27 protein-coding genes are annotated in these 19,303 nt (G+C 30.3%); all 27 read left to right on the top strand.

What is annotated here, in order from left to right; translation table 11 throughout:
- Window positions 1–1,098: DNA helicase (locus tag Q0W06_RS15850; protein WP_297637890.1), on the top strand; the 1,098-nt coding region annotated here is incomplete at its 5' end.
- Window positions 1,099–1,915: 817 nt separating this feature from the next.
- On the top strand, window positions 1,916–2,044 hold the full coding sequence (locus tag Q0W06_RS15855) for a hypothetical protein (protein WP_297637893.1): 129 nt from the start codon (window positions 1,916–1,918) through the stop codon (window positions 2,042–2,044).
- A 1,373-nt stretch (window positions 2,045–3,417) separates the two neighbouring features.
- On the top strand, window positions 3,418–3,990 hold the full coding sequence (locus Q0W06_RS15860; RefSeq protein ID WP_297637896.1) for a hypothetical protein: 573 nt from the start codon (window positions 3,418–3,420) through the stop codon (window positions 3,988–3,990).
- Window positions 3,971–4,297 carry a hypothetical protein gene (locus Q0W06_RS15865; protein WP_297637899.1) on the top strand — a complete coding sequence of 109 codons (327 nt, stop codon included), beginning with the start codon at window positions 3,971–3,973 and terminating at the stop codon, window positions 4,295–4,297. The genes Q0W06_RS15860 and Q0W06_RS15865 overlap by 20 nt, the downstream gene beginning before the upstream one ends.
- Window positions 4,290–4,802 carry a hypothetical protein gene (locus Q0W06_RS15870; protein ID WP_297637902.1) on the top strand — a complete coding sequence of 171 codons (513 nt, stop codon included), beginning with the start codon at window positions 4,290–4,292 and terminating at the stop codon, window positions 4,800–4,802. Before Q0W06_RS15865 ends, Q0W06_RS15870 begins: the two co-directional genes overlap by 8 nt.
- A 1-nt stretch (window position 4,803) precedes the next feature.
- A complete protein-coding gene (locus tag Q0W06_RS15875) occupies window positions 4,804–5,043 on the top strand; it encodes a hypothetical protein (RefSeq protein WP_297637905.1) in 240 nt (79 codons plus the stop codon).
- 4 nt (window positions 5,044–5,047) lie between these two features.
- Window positions 5,048–5,686 (top strand): hypothetical protein, encoded by a 639-nt coding sequence (locus Q0W06_RS15880; protein ID WP_297637908.1) that lies wholly within the window; start codon window positions 5,048–5,050, stop codon window positions 5,684–5,686.
- A gap of 105 nt (window positions 5,687–5,791) precedes the next feature.
- Window positions 5,792–6,160 carry a GIY-YIG nuclease family protein gene (locus Q0W06_RS15885; protein WP_297637911.1) on the top strand — a complete coding sequence of 123 codons (369 nt, stop codon included), beginning with the start codon at window positions 5,792–5,794 and terminating at the stop codon, window positions 6,158–6,160.
- Complete coding sequence (locus tag Q0W06_RS15890) at window positions 6,160–6,828, top strand: hypothetical protein (protein WP_297637914.1); 669 nt, start codon at window positions 6,160–6,162, stop codon at window positions 6,826–6,828. The genes Q0W06_RS15885 and Q0W06_RS15890 overlap by 1 nt, the downstream gene beginning before the upstream one ends.
- Before the next feature lie 247 nt (window positions 6,829–7,075).
- Window positions 7,076–7,267, top strand: coding sequence for a hypothetical protein (locus tag Q0W06_RS15895; RefSeq protein ID WP_297637917.1), 192 nt, complete (start codon window positions 7,076–7,078; stop codon window positions 7,265–7,267).
- Window positions 7,268–7,475: 208 nt separating this feature from the next.
- Window positions 7,476–7,886 carry a terminase small subunit gene (locus Q0W06_RS15900; protein ID WP_297637920.1) on the top strand — a complete coding sequence of 137 codons (411 nt, stop codon included), beginning with the start codon at window positions 7,476–7,478 and terminating at the stop codon, window positions 7,884–7,886.
- 130 nt (window positions 7,887–8,016) lie between these two features.
- Complete coding sequence (locus Q0W06_RS15905) at window positions 8,017–8,583, top strand: tyrosine-type recombinase/integrase (RefSeq protein WP_297637923.1); 567 nt, start codon at window positions 8,017–8,019, stop codon at window positions 8,581–8,583.
- A gap of 266 nt (window positions 8,584–8,849) precedes the next feature.
- Window positions 8,850–10,097 carry a PBSX family phage terminase large subunit gene (locus Q0W06_RS15910; RefSeq protein ID WP_297637926.1) on the top strand — a complete coding sequence of 416 codons (1,248 nt, stop codon included), beginning with the start codon at window positions 8,850–8,852 and terminating at the stop codon, window positions 10,095–10,097.
- 78 nt (window positions 10,098–10,175) lie between these two features.
- Window positions 10,176–11,468, top strand: a complete 1,293-nt coding sequence (locus Q0W06_RS15915; RefSeq protein ID WP_297637958.1) for a phage portal protein — start codon at window positions 10,176–10,178, stop codon at window positions 11,466–11,468.
- Window positions 11,461–12,216, top strand: coding sequence for a minor capsid protein (locus tag Q0W06_RS15920; protein ID WP_297637929.1), 756 nt, complete (start codon window positions 11,461–11,463; stop codon window positions 12,214–12,216). Before Q0W06_RS15915 ends, Q0W06_RS15920 begins: the two co-directional genes overlap by 8 nt.
- A 114-nt stretch (window positions 12,217–12,330) precedes the next feature.
- Window positions 12,331–12,903 carry a DUF4355 domain-containing protein gene (locus Q0W06_RS15925; RefSeq protein WP_297637932.1) on the top strand — a complete coding sequence of 191 codons (573 nt, stop codon included), beginning with the start codon at window positions 12,331–12,333 and terminating at the stop codon, window positions 12,901–12,903.
- Window positions 12,904–12,952: 49 nt separating this feature from the next.
- Complete coding sequence (locus Q0W06_RS15930) at window positions 12,953–13,759, top strand: N4-gp56 family major capsid protein (protein ID WP_297637935.1); 807 nt, start codon at window positions 12,953–12,955, stop codon at window positions 13,757–13,759.
- Window positions 13,760–13,815: 56 nt separating this feature from the next.
- Window positions 13,816–14,112: a phage head-tail connector protein gene (locus Q0W06_RS15935; RefSeq protein WP_297637938.1), complete on the top strand. Its 297-nt coding sequence runs from the start codon at window positions 13,816–13,818 to the stop codon at window positions 14,110–14,112.
- Window positions 14,113–14,403 carry a hypothetical protein gene (locus Q0W06_RS15940; protein ID WP_297637941.1) on the top strand — a complete coding sequence of 97 codons (291 nt, stop codon included), beginning with the start codon at window positions 14,113–14,115 and terminating at the stop codon, window positions 14,401–14,403. It abuts the gene before it with no gap.
- A 16-nt stretch (window positions 14,404–14,419) separates the two neighbouring features.
- Window positions 14,420–14,767, top strand: coding sequence for a hypothetical protein (locus Q0W06_RS15945; RefSeq protein ID WP_297637944.1), 348 nt, complete (start codon window positions 14,420–14,422; stop codon window positions 14,765–14,767).
- Window positions 14,768–15,193, top strand: coding sequence for an HK97 gp10 family phage protein (locus Q0W06_RS15950; protein WP_297637946.1), 426 nt, complete (start codon window positions 14,768–14,770; stop codon window positions 15,191–15,193).
- 15 nt (window positions 15,194–15,208) lie between these two features.
- A complete protein-coding gene (locus Q0W06_RS15955) occupies window positions 15,209–15,745 on the top strand; it encodes a hypothetical protein (RefSeq protein ID WP_297637948.1) in 537 nt (178 codons plus the stop codon).
- A gap of 28 nt (window positions 15,746–15,773) precedes the next feature.
- Window positions 15,774–16,100, top strand: coding sequence for a hypothetical protein (locus Q0W06_RS15960; RefSeq protein WP_297637950.1), 327 nt, complete (start codon window positions 15,774–15,776; stop codon window positions 16,098–16,100).
- A gap of 59 nt (window positions 16,101–16,159) precedes the next feature.
- On the top strand, window positions 16,160–16,390 hold the full coding sequence (locus Q0W06_RS15965) for a hypothetical protein (RefSeq protein ID WP_297637951.1): 231 nt from the start codon (window positions 16,160–16,162) through the stop codon (window positions 16,388–16,390).
- Window positions 16,391–18,520: a hypothetical protein gene (locus Q0W06_RS15970; RefSeq protein WP_297637953.1), complete on the top strand. Its 2,130-nt coding sequence runs from the start codon at window positions 16,391–16,393 to the stop codon at window positions 18,518–18,520.
- Window positions 18,521–18,546: 26 nt separating this feature from the next.
- Window positions 18,547–18,927, top strand: coding sequence for a hypothetical protein (locus Q0W06_RS15975; RefSeq protein ID WP_297637955.1), 381 nt, complete (start codon window positions 18,547–18,549; stop codon window positions 18,925–18,927).
- The gene (locus tag Q0W06_RS15980) at window positions 18,928–19,296 is read left to right on the top strand and encodes a phage tail spike protein (RefSeq protein ID WP_297637957.1); all 369 of its coding nucleotides are present in this window, start codon (window positions 18,928–18,930) and stop codon (window positions 19,294–19,296) included. It begins immediately after the preceding gene.
- The last annotated feature ends 7 nt before the right edge of the window (window positions 19,297–19,303 follow it).

A 19,303-nucleotide genomic window follows, 5' to 3' on the forward strand; every position in this document is an offset into this window, starting at 1 on the left:
AGGGTGGTAAACTTTTTAATGATTTTCTGGATTACTATTAGTTTGTGCTATACAACAGGACAGGCTATGAAAGGATACATAAATAATATAAAAAAATTAGAGACAACAGATTATAAAGTTCCAATAACATATGATTTTATAAAAACACTTTCAATTTTTAAAAAAGATAGAACGATAGCAGATTTACTGGAAGAAAGTAGAGAAGGTGCTGAAAAAGCTATAGTATTTATAGATAGTGCAAAGAAAGCCTATGAGCTATATGAAAAATTTAAGGATATAGCTATGTTTAACTGTAGTAAAAATAACGCTGATTATTATAAATATGTTGATGAAGCTAAAATACAAAAAATGCTTGAAAAAGAAAGGTTTGAAGAGAAAATACTTATAACAACGTGCTGTATGGATGCAGGTGTAAATATAATAGATGATAATGTTAAACATATCCTAGCAGATGTTAAAGATTTTGGAACTTTGATACAGTGCATAGGAAGAAAAAGAAGGAAAAAGGATGAGCAAATATATTTATACATAAAAAATATAAGTAACCAACAATTCGGTGGAATGAAGGGAAGATGTGTTAAATTACTTAAAGAAGCAGACTATCTATTAAAAAATGGAATTGATGCATATTTAGATGAGTATGATAGAGCTAATACTTCACTGATATATGATAAGAAAGCAGAGATAAAATATGATAAGAAAATAAATGAAATGATGTATTATAAACTTACACTTGATGCTGCTGAGTATGATTATGTTGTAAATATTGATAAAAATTATACTAAATATTTAATTAGAAAGTTTGATTTTAAGGGAAGAGTTAGAGTATTAGAAGAGAGTGAGGGAACAGAATTGGAACAATATTTAGATGGATTAGTTGGAAGTGTAATGTTACAAGTGAAAGATAGAAAGGAATTGATAGAGAAGTTGGATGTTAGGCAAGATAGTAAACTACTAAAGAAAATAAATAGCTTAAATAGTGCGTTAGAAGAAAGGAAATTAATGTACAGAATAGAAGAGTTTAAAACAAGTAGAATTATAGATGGTAAGAAAAAGAATTTTAAATCAGCTTGGAAAATAATGAAATTAATAGGTTGATAATCCTACCACCCTTTTTGAGCAATTTTTAAAGGAATTAAATAGACTCTAAGCTAGTGATACCAATGGTTGAAAGGTGTTTTTATACCCTCTATAGAAGGGTTTCGCTTAAAAAGGGTGGTAGAGAATAGTTGAAGAAACAGAAATTTAATCAGTTTTGTACTATTTTTGAAGTGGCTATAGACTGGTGATACCAGGTTAGAAGGGTGTTGAAGGTAGGGGAAAAATAGATAAACAAGAGAGGAGAATTTATAGTTTAAGATACTTAGCATACCCTTTTCTAATATATAGTATTATTAGAGAATAGTATGCTAACTTTTATTATATATGTACTTTTTTGTCTACAAATTAAAATTATAGTTAGTTAATAAAAAATACCCCCCTTCTCTAATATATAGTATTATTAGAAAAAAGGGGGCAAAATATTATTATATGTTAGTAAGTTGAAAATGTGAATAAAAGATATTAGCGTCGTTTTTGGATGCCCGAGTGGCTACCTTTTTTCGACGCAGGTAATAGGATTTTAGTTGAGGTTTACCGAAACTTAATCGTATTAGATTGGTGTGAAAAAAAGGTAAAGAACGCTACTGTAAAAGTAATAAAATAATCGGCTAAGTGGCACTATCACTATACTTATAATAATTGTCATTAAAAGCTAGGTATACAATAAGCGTGAGTATCAGTTATAGGATGAAAACTTGTTAAGTATTACTATTGTTATATTTAAAAGGAATTAGGTCTACAATAGGTCTTTTTTTGTTTACTCAATAATATAATAAATAAGTAAATGTTTATAGTGTTATAGGGGGATTGAAAAATGAAAAAGATTATTGTAGGGATAATGATAGGAATAAGCTTGTTTGGACTTGTTGGATGTGGTGGAAGTGATAATAAAGATGAACCTGAAGTTAAAGAACCAGTAAAAACAATTGAAATACAAGAGTAAGACAAAGGTAAAGATGCTTGCACAAGAATAACCGTAAGAGAACAAGATGGATATATTGCGGCAGTTCTAACACCTGCAAATGGAATGAGAAAACAAGCTATTGAAGATAAAAATAGTTGGAATGGTGCAGTGAATAATTTTAAAGAGCTTACAAAAGCAAGCAATAAAAGTACTATAAACGGCTTAACTGTGTATAGTAAAATCAAATTCATTTAAAGTTAGGATAAAAATGATTAAGTATAAGATAAGAGCAATATAATTAAATAGAAATCGTGCTTACAGCACTTCTGTTGTGAGAAGAGTAGTTAGAAATAGCTATTCTTTTTTATTATGCGTAACTATATCAGTAAAGCCAACGGCTACTCGCCTTATGGCTAAGGTATGTTGAAACAAATACAATGTAAAAGTTGTGTGAGTTGTTAGCGTAGAACATTAGCAGAAGCAGTAAGGTTATTACGGTAGATGCAAATAATTGTTGGACATTGCGTCTGATAATTCTGTATAAGCTTTGTAAAGAGCTTAATCATTTTAACAACGTGCATATTTTAGTGTGTACTGTTACATACGTGTTCAAAAAAGCATTTTTTAGTGTTTTTTGATTCGTTAAATTTTTTTGATATTTTTTTATTTGGGCTTGCTTTGCAGAAGATTTAGCTCATCTCCTATGTACACTAAAAAATATCTGATCTCAATCCGTTTAAGGTATAAAGTAGACAATACTACTTGTAGCAGTACAAATGCTATCGGGATTCAAAAATAGAGTTGTAAGTTATCTCTAGTACAAAAAACTTTCATTTATATTGCTAAAGAATGGCTTAAAGTGGTCAGCTAAATACAAATGTAGGCAATATAAAAATAAAAATGGATATTTGTAGCTTTAACATAAAATAAAGCAATAGAAATAAATAGTAAAAATACAGTTACATTAGTCATGTTGGTCTTGCCTTACCCTTTGACTTTTGATTTTTGTAGCTGTATTTGTGCTATTTATTTGCAGAGAGGTAGGAGGCTTTGCGAATGGATTTAGCACAACTTATAGAGAGGCACAGAGTAGCTACATTACACAGTTGCAAATGTGTAATTCTCATTTGAGGTGTGTCTTTTATATATGTATTTATATAGTTGCAAGAAAAATTTAACTAGAAATATTAGCGTGTTCTCTAAGTTTATTATTCATAGGAATATGGAGATTTTTGCAACTTTATTAAGTGCATATAAATGTACTTATTCATTTTTTTATATTATACCTTTATTTTAAAAATTTTATATTGAATTAGTTTATTTACTTAAACTACCCTGTTTTTATAGTGTTCAGGGATACAAAAGACACTATACATTTTAAAATTAATATGAAATTTATGGAGGTATTGAAAATGGAAGGGATGTTTAACAAAGAAGAAAGAGAGCTAATGCAGAGCTGGTTAAAAAGTGCTATAAAACAGGATATGGTGTTAATGGATATTAATTATAAAAAGTCTTGGCAAGAAGCATTGGAATGGGTAGAAGTATTAAAAGATGACTTAGAAAATTCTGAAGCATTAGAGTTAGGATTGTTTATGCGTAGATATTGTTGGCTTAATGTTAAGAGTAGAGAAGATATAGCATCTTTAAAAGCTAAGGACGATAGAGATTTAATTGTTAAAGTTGTTAATATGCAAAAAGCAGCAATAACAAAAATAGAAAAGGAATTTATTCTGGAAGAAGTTAGAAATTATTTAAAGTTTTTGAATGAGCAGGATAAAAATAATATAACTGAAATTGCAGAAACAGAAGAGTTCATAAAGGATTTTGAAACCTTGTCAGATGAGTCTATAGCAGGATTTATGTATAATTTAAATTTTGTATTTGAAGATTGGATAGATGCAGAACTTAGAGCAGATAAGATGTCGGAAATACAAATAAAAGTAGTTGGGAAGGTGTGCGATTATGTTAGATATGCAATTTAATAAAAAAGAACTACAGGAAATAGAAAAGCATTTATTTTTATCTATTCAGGCAGATAAGTTGTTTGAAACAGATGATAAAGTTGGACTAGGATTAGCAGAAAAACTACATAGAAAACTTGAAAAAGGAATTTTAGGTGTGGATATGTATAATACTTTAGCACTATTTGTAGATGTTTATATTTATAAAATATGCAGAGAACAAACTGATAATGATCTGTTAAGAATTGGTTTTAGTAAGGCTAATGTAAGAATGATTAGAAGGATAGCTAAATTTTCAGACGACTTTAAGGGGAATATAAATGGATAAATATATGCAGTTTGATATAGAAGAAGCTATTACAAATTATATAAGCTATTTAGAAAAACAGGAAAATAGTAATAGCAGATACAACAGAGAAAAAATAAGAAATGGCTATAAAGCTTTAGAAAATAAGGAACTACAGGTCGAATATTTGGTCGATGGATTTAATTCTATGCTAAATAGTTTAGAGTTGGATGGTCGATTTGGAGAGCAATATAGAGTAGAAGCAGAAGTATGTAAAGAAAAATATGAGAAAATGCTAAATGAAAATTGTAATATTAAGCGAGAGCATGGCTATAAAACAGATTTCAATATGGAAATAAAGGATTATTTAGATACTATGAAAATCGTTGGAGATGGTAGTAGTTGGGAGTCTAAACGTTTGGATAGATGCCAGAAAGCGTTAGATGATGTTACATTACAGAATTTGGCAGTAAAAGAAATCATAAAAGACTTGGTATGTAAAATTAGGATAATGAAAAATAATAATTTAAAAAGTGAGGTAATTTAAAATGAATTTTGATAGAGAGATAAAAGAATATTTAGGAATGTTAGAAAAACTAAGAAATAAAAATGGATTTACGCAAAAGTCAATTGATAAATGTAAAGCAGCACTTGAGGATAAAGAATTACAGGAAGAGTGTGTTAAGCATATTGTAAAAGACATAATGTTTAAGATAAAAGCTAGAAATAAAGCATTAGCAGAAGCAAGAAATGAAATTAAAATATTAGAAAGCATGATGGAGGCGTAAAATAATGAAAAATGTAGTAACAGCAGAACAATTAGCAGAGGTATATAGAGAAATAATAATAGAAGAAGAAAATATGGTTAATAGAGAAGTACAAACAGGTGTGATAATGGCTTGTATGTATGCTATAGCTGATAATCAAGAGCAAGTTTATGTAGAATATATAGAAGAAAGTGGTAGTGCTATTTTCTATATAGCTAGAAAAGGAAAGCTATTAAAAGTGGACGAGTATAAGTTTAAATCGGCTAGAGAAGGCGTGTATGATGAGTTATTTGAAGATAGGTATGATGAGTTATTTGAAGATAGGTATGATGAGTTATTTGAAGATAGTTTAGAAAATGAAGTTATGGATATTTGTGACATGACTAAAGATGACATATATGACTATTTTGAAGATACTTTAGCAGACTTATTAGAAGTACATATAGCAATTTTAAAGAGAGCATTAAAAGCTAAAGATCAAAAAGCAGTTAATGAGTTAATTAGAATTATTGCAAAAATGACTGATCTTATGAAAAAATGGGATAACGCTATTGTAACTTATACAAATGATAATGCAGCAGACTTTGAGGGTTATTTAGTGTTAGACGGAGATTATAAAGTGATAGATGCGTTTACGACACAAGAAGAAATAATAAGAATTTAAGAGGGAATACATAGAGAAGGTGCTATTAATTTAGTGCCTTTTTAATTTAAGGGTTGTTATGAGAGTCCAAAAAACAATATAAAAGCGAGGATTTGAATAACTAAAATGGACATAAAAAAAAGATGGATACAGAATTATAGGGAAACAGACGGAAATTACATATATATTTTTGGAATTAAGAATGAAGACATACTTTATGTAGGTGAAACAGCTAGTTTAAAAGCTAGAATACAACATCATTTAAATAATAATTTTAAGCTTATAGATGAGATATTGGACAAGGATTATTATATAAAAAGTTGTTATTTGGGAGCTATAGAAGGCTATGAAAGAGCTTATTTAGAGAGTGTGCTTATACAGAGACTTAATCCAAAATTGAATAGACATTGTAATCAAAAGTTTGAAATTGAAGATAAGAGAAAATTGGAATTAATAAAAATATTAGAGAATGTTGATTGGGAGATGATTGGATAATGTTAGATAGATTATTTAAAAAGACTAAAAGATTCAAAAATGAGTATGAAAAAACTAGAAATTTTTTAGAAGAATTTCGAAAGGAAAATGAAGCTAAGTGGCTTGAGTTAGAGGAATTACATAGACAAAATGAAATTAAAAATGCTGAGAATGAAATTAAGGCTAATAAGCAGTTAGAAGAGAATAAAAGGGTTGTAGAAGAGATTAAAGCTAATACAGATAGGTTGATTGAAAGAAGTAATAAACTTATTGAAGAAAGTAGAATTAAGTTAGAAGAAATGGCTAAAACACCAGTAATTGATTTAACAAAAGATTATATAAAATCAAATAGAATTTTTAACTGTAGCGATAGAGAGTGCTATAAGTGTACTGGATGTAAAGAAAATGAAAAGATAAAAGTTGGAGACTATATTAACTACAAAAATGAAAGATGGAAAGTTAGTGGCATAGATGAAGAAAATCAAACCGTTTGGATAAAAGATGGAGTTAGATTTATTGTAGTTAATAAAGAAGATCTATATAGAGAAGTTGAAACTTTTTCTTATAAGCCAGATAAAAACACATTCTTACAAGCTAGTGATGAAATTCCTGTTGAAGATTTAGTTATACACACTAGAAGCTTAAAATATACAGATAAAGACGGAAATGTAATGTTAGAAATGAAGTAAGAGGAGATGGTTTAATACTGTCTCTTTTTTTAAAATATGGAGGGTATATGAAGGATAGAGTGGTTTGTAAAGGTGCGAGTATATCTACTATTTATACAATCGTGATGTCAATTTTAAAGTTATGTGGTGTGATTGAAATATCTTGGTTTTGGGTGTTTATACCTCAATTATTTGGTGTTGGATTGTTGATGTTAGGTATAGGTTCGTATTTCGATAAGAGATAAGAGACGCAGAAGGAGTGAAGAAGATGTTTGATAAATGTTTTGAAGATATTGATAATAATTTAATAATGCTTAAAGGCGACAGGATATTACTTATAAATGAATATACAACAGTTGTAATTAAAGTAGAAGAGTTAAAATGCTTATGTTTGGATAGTGAGCTGTTTGAGATAGAAGTACATGATGATCTTGGATTAATATATATAAGTGGAAAATAAAATGAAATTAAAGTTTAAGCAATATTTCTGTAAACACGACATGCAGTTAATAGCAACACTAGAGGGACATCAACAGAATTTATGGATATGCAGTCAATGTGGTGTTTATTATATAGCTCACTATGGTTTGGGTATAGGATATTTTAGTAAGACTCCACATTTAAAGGGTTGGAAATATTTTTAGATTATAGGTTAGGAGGTGATAATAATGGCAAGTAAAGTTATTAAAGATAAGGTTAAAAGTAAAGCTAAATTAAATGATAGGCAGAAAAGATTTTGTATAGAATACTTAGAGAGTCTTAATGCTACACAGTCTTATTTGAAGGTTTATCCTGATGCAAGTTATGAAACTGCTAATGTTGAAGGATGTAAGTTCCTAAGAAAACCTAGTGTCAAGCAGTACATTAATGATTTATTGGATGAATATAGTTCGAATATTGATATTACAGTCGCAGAAATAGTAGCTAATTTAAAAAAAATAGTTTTAGATGATAAAGCAAGGAATAGCGATAGAATTAAAGCGATGGAACTACTAGGAAAGTATAAGCAAATGTTTATTGAAAGAAAAGAAATTGATGTTAATAGCAACGTAATCGAAGTAACTCTAATAGATGAATAAAAATTTTTTTTAGTGTGAATAGTACCCTTTTATACTTGTAATTCATATAATACTAATATATAATAAATATATAAGTGAATAATACCCTATAATATGTATTTTAGGGTAAAAAGTATGAGAGGTGCTATTTATGAGAAAGATACCAGAAGTTTTAACTATTGAAGAACAGGAGCAGTTAATCAATGTATTTAATTGCAGATATTATAACAGCTATAAGAATAAAACCATGATACAACTATTTCTAGCAACTGGATTAAGATTATCAGAGTTATTAGACTTGAAATGGAAGAATATAAACTTACAAACAGGTCAGCTTAAAGTAATTCAGGGTAAAGGAAATAAAGATAGAATACTTTGGATAAGCGATACTATGCTAGATATATTAAGAGAATATAAGACTAAGCAAGTAGATAAGCAAGGTGTAGTAGACTTAGTATTCTGTAGTAGTAGTGGTAAGCGATTGGATGATAGAGGGATAAGAAGGATGTTAGTTACTTATTGTGGTAAAGCAAAGATAACAAAAGAGATTAGTCCTCATACGTTGAGGCATACTTATGCAACAGACTTGCTAAGAGCAACAAAGAATATAAGATTAGTTCAGAAAGCTTTAGGTCATGCAGACTTAAGCACAACTATGATATATACACATATCGTGGATGATGAGTTTGAAGATGCTTTAAAGAACTTTAGAAATTAGGATCAGTTTAATTACTGGTTCTTTTTTTATGCAGTTGGAATAGGGGGTACTTCAATATAGGAAGTGGATTCAGTATATATAGTATAAATATATATTTTTTCCTCAAAAAACTTTTTCCAATAATTAAACCAATAACTTAACCACAACTACAATATACCTACAAACCCAATAAAACAGTACAGAAAACACAATTATATTCAATTTAAAAACAACAATGATAAAATACTCAATTAACCAAAAATAAATCAACAGGGAGGTGAATATATATGGCGATACAATTTAAGATAAGTAAGAAGATGTTTAATGATGTCTACTATCCTCAGCTCAAAAATTATGATACTCGTTTCAACATTTATTACGGTGGTGCAGGTTCAGGGAAATCTAAGTTTGTAGTGCAAAAAATGATACTTAAATATTTAACTTATCAAAATCGAAAATGTCTTGTTATTAGAAAGATTAGTAATACATTAAGAGATTCTATATTTGCAGAATTCAAAACAGTCATTGCAGACTGGGGATTGTACGATAAGTGTGTAATTCGAAATACATTGCTTACAATAGAATTTCCAAATGGAAGCCAAATTCTATTTAAAGGGCTAGATGATCCAGAGAAAATTAAAAGTATAAGTGGAATAGATGATATTGTAATTGAAGAAGCTACAGACATAGACCAAATGGATTATAGTCAGCTTAATTTAAGGCTTAGAAGTAAAAATCCATTCAATCAAATACATATAATGTTCAACCCTGTAAGTAAATCAAATTGGGTATACAAGATGTGGTTTGCTAATCCAAGCCTAGAGCATAAGAATACTATGATAATGAAAACTACATATAAAGACAATAGGTTCTTGCCTGCTGACTATGTGGAAAGTTTAGAAGAGTATAAAATAACTAATCCTATTTATTACAGGATTTATGCTTTAGGAGAATTTGCTAGTTTAGAAAAGTTAGTATATACGAACTGGGAAGAAAAGCAGTTTGATTATAGGGAAATTCTTAGAGGACGTGAAAATTCACAGGCTTTATTTGGACTTGACTTTGGTTACATAAATGATCCGAGTGCTTTTGTAGCTCTAGTAGTTGATAAGGATAAGAAGGAAATATTCATATTCGATGAGTTTTATAAAAAGGGACTATTGAATGATGAAATAGCAGCAGAAATAAAATCAAAGGGCTATGCAAAAGAAGAAATAACAGCAGATAGTGCAGAGCAAAAAAGTATTGAGGAAATTAGAAGGCTAAACATACCAAGAATAAAAGGTGCTAAAAAAGGACTTATTATTATAGGAATACAAGCTATACAGCAGTATAAAATGTTTGTGCATCCTAATTGTATTAATGTGATTGAGGAACTTAAAAATTATGCTTGGCAGAAAGATAAGAGAACAGGCGAGTATATTAATAAGCCGATAGATACATTTAACCATGCTTTAGATGCTTTACGTTATGCTTGTGAACGATTGCAAAAACCTAAGAGGAAATTGAGAAGTTTTAAAATACCGGGAATTTAAGAGGGGGAGGAGATTACTATAGTAACAGAAAACAAAAAAGTTATATTAAATAAAGATGCTAAATTAACAGCTGAAGAGATAGGAGATTTAATATTACAACATAAAACAATAGTTAATAGTAGGTTTAAAAAATTAGACAACTATTATAATGGAAAACAAGATATTCTGAATAGAAGTATAGAGGACACAACTAAGCCGAATAATAAAGTTATATCGAACTTTTGCAGCTATGTAAGTGATGTTATGACGGGGTTTTTCATGGGCAAGCCAGTTGAGTACAAGACAGAAAACAGCGAATTATTACTACAATTAAATAGGGTTCTGAAAATGAATGATGAGGACACTGAAAACTATACATTAGCACATAAAAGCTCAATAAAAGGACAAGCATTTGAGCTAATATACTGTGATGAGCAAGGTGACTTTTGCTTTGATGTACTTGATACAGATGGAACTATAATTTGCTACGATAATACAATAAAGCAAAATATTCTATATGGAATAAGATACTGTGATACTGTTGAAGATGATGAAGAAGTAACATACATCGAGGTGTATACAGATAGTGTAATAGAAAGTTACAAGCAGTGTGGTGAAGATCTAACATTAATTGAAACTAGACAACATTATTTTAAAGAAGTTCCGATTATTGAGTATGCTAATGGTAGGTTTAGAAAAAGTGACTTTGAGAACATTATTACATTACAAGACGCTTATAACTTAAATACAGCAGATATATCTAATGATATAGAGTATTTTAGTAATTGCTATCTATCATTATCAGGCATGGAAGATACTGAGAAAGGTGATGTCTTAAAAATGAAAGAAGATAGAGTTATTGTACTACCAACAGGTGGTCAAGCAGGCTTCTTGACAAAGGATATTAATGATACAGTAGTGCAAAATCACAGGGAAAACTTAAAGGAAGATATTCACAAGATGTCTTATGTTCCTGATCTGAGCAAAGAAATAAACTCAAATGTAAGTGGTACTGCTATGAAAAATAGGTTCTTTACTACATATCAAGCAGTAGCTAATAAGGAAAGAATGTTCAAAAAAGGATTACAGAAAAGGCTTAGATTATTTGTAAATTATTTAAACTTTAAAAATGTAGTTGGACAAGAACATAATGCCTGGGATGTTGAGATACAGTTCAATAAGAATATTCCTATAAATATGATAGAGTTCGCTGATAGTGCAATTAAGTTAGCAGGTGTATTACCTTATCAAATGGTCGTTGAGGAACTAAATAAGCAAGGGCTAGAGATAAATGTAGATAGAGCAGTTAAGCTTAAAGAAGAAGAAAACAGTATGAATTTATATGATAATTCAATTCCAGACTTAACAGCAGGAGTTGATGAGGTTGAATAAAGATTACTGGGAAAAAAGGTCTTTACAGATGATGAAGAAGATCTATAATACACAAGAAAAAGAAAATAAAGCTTTAGTCAAATTATATAAGGAAACTTTAAAAGATATAAAATCTGAAGTAGAAACACTGTATTCTAAGATGGATAATGTATCTTTGTCAGAGGCCTATCGCTATGACAGGCTTAAAAAAATAGAAAAACAACTACAGGATAAAATAACAGAGTTGGCCAAAGAAGAAGTTAAGATTGATAAAAATATTTTAGAGAAAAGTTATAAGGACGCTTATGAGCAAGTATCTAAAAATTTGAAAATTGACTTTACTAAAGTACCACATGAAACTGTTAAGAAAGCATTGGATTATCCTTGGAGTGGAAGTATGTTTAGTGAAATAGTTTGGAAAAACAATAGTCAATTAGCATTTCAATTAAAGAATACGATTACTAAAGGACTTATTGAAGGAAAAAGCTATATTAATATGGCTAGAGAACTAGAAAAGTTGATGGATAATGGTATTTATAATTCATTAAGGGTTATACGTACTGAAACAGCTCATATAGTCAACCAAGCAGCACTTGATAGATATAATGATGCTAATGTAAAAGAAGTAGAATGGTTAGCAGCTGAGGATGAAAGAATGTGTGGAACTTGTGGAACACTGCATGGACAAAAGTTTAAAATAGAAGAGTTTCCAGACTGTCCAAACCATCCAATGTGTCGCTGTACGATTTTACCTATAGTCAAGATTTAGATAAATTCTAGGTCTTTTTTTATTGTCTTTGTTACTTATTGCAGACGTTAAAGAACAATTCGGAATTTCAAAAAAATATCTAGTCGCAGGACGTAAAATTGAAGGAGAAAATAAATGGAAGAAAATACAAACATAAATGTAAATACAGAATCTAACATAGTGGATTCTCAAATAGAAACTACTACACCAGTTGCAACTGAAAAAACATTCACACAAGATGAGATGGATAAAATAATTGCTAAAAGATTAGCAAAAGAAAAACAAAAGGCTGAAGTTGAAAAACAAGAGGCTGAGAGATTAGCTAAGTTAACAGCAGAAGAAAGACAAAAAGCAGAATTTGAAAAAATGAAATCTGACTTTGAAGCTGAGAGAAGAGAATTTGCTAAAGCGAAAATGACAATGGAAGTTACTAAACAGCTTACTGAAAAGGAATTACCTTCAAGTTTGGCTGAATATATAGTGACTGACGATGCAGAAACAACTAAAGCAAATATAGAAAATGTTAGCACTATCCTTAATAGTTGGCTAGAAGTAGTTTTAGCTAAAAAGGTAGCTGCTAATGTACCGAGTAATGTAGATACAAGCAAAATGGATCTAATAACAAAAGAACAGTTTAAAAATCTAGGATTTATGGAGCAACAAGAGTTCGCTTTAAAATACCCAGATTTATATAAAAAATATTTATAAGAATTAAAAAATAAAAAGTCCAAAAAGGACAGAAGGAGAAGATGAATAAATGGCAAACATATTAATTAACAACGCATTCTTAGGAGAAATGATAGGGGCAGCATTACCAGCTAAATTAAGATTCGGAGGACTTGCAAAGGTAGATAATACTTTAGTAGGACAACCGGGAGATACAATAAAAGTAGAAAAATATGCTTACATGGGAGCTGCTGAAAAAGTAGAAGAAGGTAAAGCAATTCCTGTTGGAGACTTAACTATGACTTCACAATCTGTAACATTAGCTAAAGCTGGTAAAGGTTTTAAGTTAACAGATGAAGAAATACAAAGAAGGGGAAATGAAGTTGTAAATGAAGGTAAAAATCAATTAACTATGTCTATTGCAGACAAAATAGACGATGATTCTTATGCAGCATTAAAAACTACTAAATTAAAATATAACTGTGCTACAAGCATTAAATTCCAAGAAATTTTAAAAGCAAAGGCACTATTTCAATCTGAAAATGATGGAGAAAAATTCGCTTTATATATTCACCCAGATCAAGAAGCAGATATAATTTTAGATCCTGGATTTATGCCAAGCTCAAAATTAAATGACTCTTATGTTGTAGAAGGTGCAATCGGAAGAATAGCTGGATGTGATGTAATAAAATCATTAAAAGTTAAGAAAGTAGCTAATAAATATCACGATGTTATCGTTAGAGAAAGTGCATTAGGGATTAAACTAGGAAAAAGCGTAGGAATTGAAGACGCAAGAGATGCTTCAGTTCAAACTACTACTTGGTATGGTTCAGAAGTATATGTAGTTTACTTAGCTAAGGATAACGGAGCAGTAGAGTTAGTTACTACAGAAGCTTAATAACACAGGGTTAGGGGTTTCTCCCTTCCCCTATTTTATAGGGAGGTTTTAATAATATGTTAGAACAATTTAAAGTTTTATTAGGAAGAGAAATAGAAGATAGAATTGCAAATGTTTATATAAACAGAGCAACATCTACTGTTCTTAACTTAACAAAAAGAAAAATAGAAGAAATAGAGCTGTTGCAAGATGTAATAGTGGATTTAGCTATATATAGATTTAATATGCAGAATTCAACACATTTAAAATCGGAAGGTTTTGATGGTGCTAGTTTTAGCTATAATACAGATATTCCAGATCATTTGCTGAGAGAAATTGAAAGTTTAAAGCCTAAAAAGTTGAGGGTACTATAAATGCGTACTAAAACTTATAAAGTATATATAATAGAAGAAATTGAAAATTCGCTATGTGAAAAAGTTAAGGATTTTGTCTTTTTAAAAAATGTAGAGTTATTTATATTTAAAAAAGGTAAGATTGAAGCTGAAAAACAAGGGATTGATACAGAGACTACTATATATAATGCTTTAGCTTATAATTTACAGGGCTTAGAAAATGGAATGTTTGTAGAAATAAATAAAACTAAATACAGAATAAAAGATTTAACAGACTTTGGACACAAGGTCTTTTTTTTATTGGAAGAGTAGTTGGAGGCGATACATAGTGTTAAAGGAAGTAATAGCTAAATTAAAAGAAACAGGAATTTTAGTTAGAAGTTTTGGTGTCGAGGAAGAAGAATTAATAGAAAACAACAAAGAGTGTATAGTGTATACATTTGGAAGTGTTGCTAAAAGTAATCGCTTTAGATTAGATATTAGAATTATAGCTAAGGACTTAGAAAGATGCTTAGAAATAAAAAAGCAAATTGAAACACTATTTGTAGGTGTTGGAGATACAGTTAAAGTTAAAAAATGTACTAAAATCGACTTTGAAGGTGGATCTAGTGCAAGAGAATTTGAAACTAAAACTGTGCATTTACTTTTTACAATATCGTTTTGGGGGCGTGGATAGATGAGTGATGTAACAATAGATACTAGCGACTTTGATAGAGATTTAGAAGATTATATTAATTCATTATTGCCACAAGGCTTAGAGCGAGGTGTTAAAAAAGCTTGTTTAGTTGTAGAAGGAAGTGCAAAAGGTAAAGCTGGAATAAATTTTGGTCAACTACGAGCTGGGATAAAATCTGAAACTGAGATAAATGGAAGCGAAATAGACGGATATGTAAGTGCAAATACAGAATATGCGTTGTTCCATCACGAAGGGACAGGTATTTATGCTAAGGGTGGTAATGGTCGGAAAACGGACTGGTTTTACAAAAATGAAAAAGGCGAATGGATAAAGACAGCAGGTCAAAAGGCTAATCCATTTTTAGAAGATGCTGTTAAAGAAAATAAAGATAAAATAAGTTCGGTTATCGAACAAAGTTTAAAATAATAGGAGGTACAATATATGCAAGACGTAACGTTAGGCAGTGGAGAATTATATATAAAAGAATTCGCAGGAACTATGCCAGAAAATGCAGCTTTAGAAGTTGCTGAAAATAAAATTGGTGATATTCAAGGGGGAGCTACAGTTAGCTATAAACCAAATGTTTACACAGTTGTAGGAGATTCAGGGGTAACACACAAGTGTTTTGTGACTGACTCAGAAGTAACTTTTAAATCAGGGATTTTAACATGGGACAATGAAGTTTTAGAAAAGATTTCTTTATGTGGAGAATTAACTAAAACAGCTGGAAAAAGCACTTTGAAATTAGGTAAGAGAGGGGCTATTAAGAACTATATCGTTAGATTTGTACATACGAAGGACGATAATAAGAAATATAGAGTTACTATTGTAGGAACGAGCCAGAACGGCTTTGAACTAGCATTTGCTGGAGATAAAGAAACTGTTATACATGCAGAATTTGTTGCAGGAACTTTAGATGCTGATGGAACAAAATTAATATTAGAAGAAGAAATTGCAGCAGTAAAAGTTGCGAAATAAATAAAAAATAAGAGGAGAGATAAATAATATGATGTTAGATTTAACTATAATAAGCGAACAATACTTTGATTTAAAATTACTAGATGGAAGGGTTTTAAATCTTAAGAAAATGACTCAGGGGATGATTATTACAACTACTGCATTAGATAAAGCTATTGCAAAAGCGAATGATAACAAGGACTATGAAAAAGTTCTTAATTTAAATGTAGATAGATTAATGCTTATTCTTAATCATAATAAAGAAAAGATAAATATCACTAAAAAAGACATTGAAAGCCTAACACCAGAACATATGAGTGCAATTATTATTGCTTACACTGACTGGATGCAAGGAATTAACAACGACCCAAACTAGAAATCCCTCATATCCCGAACTTTGATAAAACAGAGGGAAATGAAACTGGGGGAGAATTGATGAAAAGCATTAAGCGAGTTATAGATTACCTTAATATCAGTTATTATCAGGCATTGGATTTAGAATCTGATGTCTTTCTTCTTGCTATTAAAAACTCTATTGTTGAAGAATTAGAAAGTTCTGAAGAAGGTAGAGAATACTTAGAAACTTGTAAGAGACTTAACACTAAGGAATTAGATGAAAGTGGATTTGCAAGTTTAAAAGGAAAATTGATGGGAGGTGAGAAATAATTGGATTTAAGTGCTATTAAAATTAATGTAAAGGCAGATACAAAAGAAGCTAATAGTAGTTTAAAGGATTTGCAAAAAACAGGTGAAAACTTTACAAAAGTAGGTAAGGGTTTAGCTGTAGGTCTGACACTTCCTCTTGCTTTATTTGGTGCTGCTAGTGTAAAAGCTGCTGATAGTTTAAGACAAACACAAAGAAAAACAGAAGTTATTTTTGGAGATATGGCTAAGGATGTACAAAAATGGAGTTTGGAAAATGAACGTACGTTTGGATTGGGTGCTGGAACGATTGAAGGATATACAGGTAAAATTGCTGATTTAACACAAGGAATGGGACTTGGTAAAAAAGAGTCCTTTGAAATGGGTAAAGGTGCAATGGAACTTGGAGTACAACTAGCAAACTGGAATGGTGTTGGAGCTGATGTAGCAATGACAGACTTAACTGCTGCAATAGGTGGAAGTCACAAAGCTATGGAAAAGTACGGTGTTAAGCTTAACCAAACTGTATTGGACGAGCAAACTAGAAAAATGGGGCTTGGGGATACTTTTAACAAATTATCCGAAGCAGAAAAAGCACAGGTAAGATATAACGCTATTATTGGAGCATCTGGAAATGCTATTGAGTTTTGGAACGAAGGAAATAGATCTACTGCTTTCTATATGAGTGAAATAAAAGAACAAATAGGAAATGTGATGGAAGTCCTTGGTGGTTTATTCTTACCTATTTTAGATAAAGTTATCAAGGTTGTAGCAGATGGAACAGCTAAATTTGCAGCATTTGTAAGTGAAAATGAATGGGTAGCAAAAGCTATTGTAGGTGTAGGAGCTGCACTTGCATCACTCGGGCCTGGTTTGCTAATTGCAGGGAAATTAATGACTTTATGTGCTAAGTTTACATTTTTAATACCAGTTTTTGCAGGAGTAGCAGCAGGAGTAGCAGCACTAGGAATAAGCTTTATAGGAACTAATGAAAACGCACAAAAATTTATAACTGAATTACCTGCTAAGCTTATAGGTGGACTTAATAGTATGTTAGCGAGTATAACAGAAAAACTACCACAAATGACAGCTAAAGGACTAGAAATAGTAAATAATTTCATTACAGGATTAGTTAATGGACTACCACTTGTGATTAATTTTGCTGGAGAAATGTTAATAGGATTATTAGATACGTTCTTTACTTATATGCCTACTTTTTTACAAACTGGTATGGATTTTATTATGAATGTTCTTAATGGATTAGTAATAGCTGCACCTCAACTTATTAATGGAGCTGTAAATGCAGTGGTTGATTTATTGTTTAAGCTTTGGGCTAAAATGCCAGAATTTTTACAGACAGGATTTGATTTTGTAAAAAATATGCTAGATGGATTTATACAAAAATTCCCTCAATTACTGCAAAATATGATAGATGGAGTTTTAAAAATTCTAGCTAATATAAGAGCAAAACTACCTGAATTCTTGAAAAATGGATTAGAGTTTGTAGCTAAAATGATAGCTGGAGTTGCACAGAATATGCCTAAAATAATATCGAAAATGGGAGAACTTATAGGACAACTTATTGCTACAATCGTTAAGAATTTACCAAAATTCCTTGCTGAAGGTGCTAAAATAGTTGCAGAACTTGTAAAAGGATTGTGGAACAATAAAGGAAAACTTGTAGAAATTGGTGGAAATCTAATAAAAGCTTTATGGAACAGTTGTGTTGCAGGAGTTGGAGCATTTTTAAACATAGGTTTTAAAATAGTAGAATCAATTAAAAATGGGATTGCTAATGCTTGGGGTAGTTTAACAAGTTGGCTAGGTTCTAAAATTAAAAATATTCCTATAATCGGAGGTTTATTCGGAAGTATAGCACCAGAGGAAGGTTTAGTGGATAATCCAGTACCGACTAGCTTTGCACAATTAACAAGAACACCATTTACACAACTAAATAAGGATTTAACTTTACCTAATTTTGTTGCAAGAAACAGGGAATTAAACTTACTTAAAAATACAGCAAGTGAAAAACAACAAGAAGTTAAAAAGGAAATAAACATTACAATAGAAAACTTTGTAAATAACACTAAAGAAGACGTTAATGATTTAATGGAAAAAATTGCATTTGAAATGCAGAGAAGGCAGTTATGCTAATAAAAATACAAGGGAGGTGAATACAGATGGTAGCATGGAATGGAGAATTGTTAAGTACGTGGGGATTAATACTATTAGAAGATAATCGGTTCGACAGATTTAAAAAACGTAGGGAACTAATCCCTATAAATGGGAGAGATGGAGATTTAATTATAGAAGATGGAAGCCATGATAATTTAGAATTATATCTTAAAGTTTTTGCTGAATTTGAAAATTGGAATATGGAAGAAGTATTCACCAAACTTGAAAATTGGCTAGAGGGAACAGGAACTTATGCTAACTTAGAATTTGAAGATGGATATATTTTTAGTGCTAAGTTTCTTAATATAACAGATATAAAACAAATATATAAAAGCAATTTTGAATTTACAATTAATTTTAGTTGTAAAAAAATAGGAGGGGTTTAAATGATACCTAAAATTTTAAATAAAATGGGAGTTGAAATTGGACTTCTCCCTGATTTAGTTGAAGGATATGCTATAGAAGAACGTAATGGAATGTGCGAACTTGAAATGGTATATCCTATTTTTAGTACAAACTGGACTCATTTGGATAGAGGTAACATTATAGTTGTAGATCAAAATGATGTCTTAAAAGAACAAAAATACAGGATTTACAAAGTCACAAAGCCTTTTGGAGGATTGATCCAGGTTTATGCTAGACATATTTCCTTCGACTTAGCTAGGGATATTATAGAGGATATAAATTTAGAAAATGCTTCGTGTGAGTATGGATTTATGTCAATATCCTGGACACTAAAATTCGAACTATACTAAGCTGTAG

Origin of the sequence: uncultured Clostridium sp., assembly GCF_947072515.1 — a bacterium.
GTDB lineage: Bacteria > Bacillota > Clostridia > Clostridiales > Clostridiaceae > Clostridium.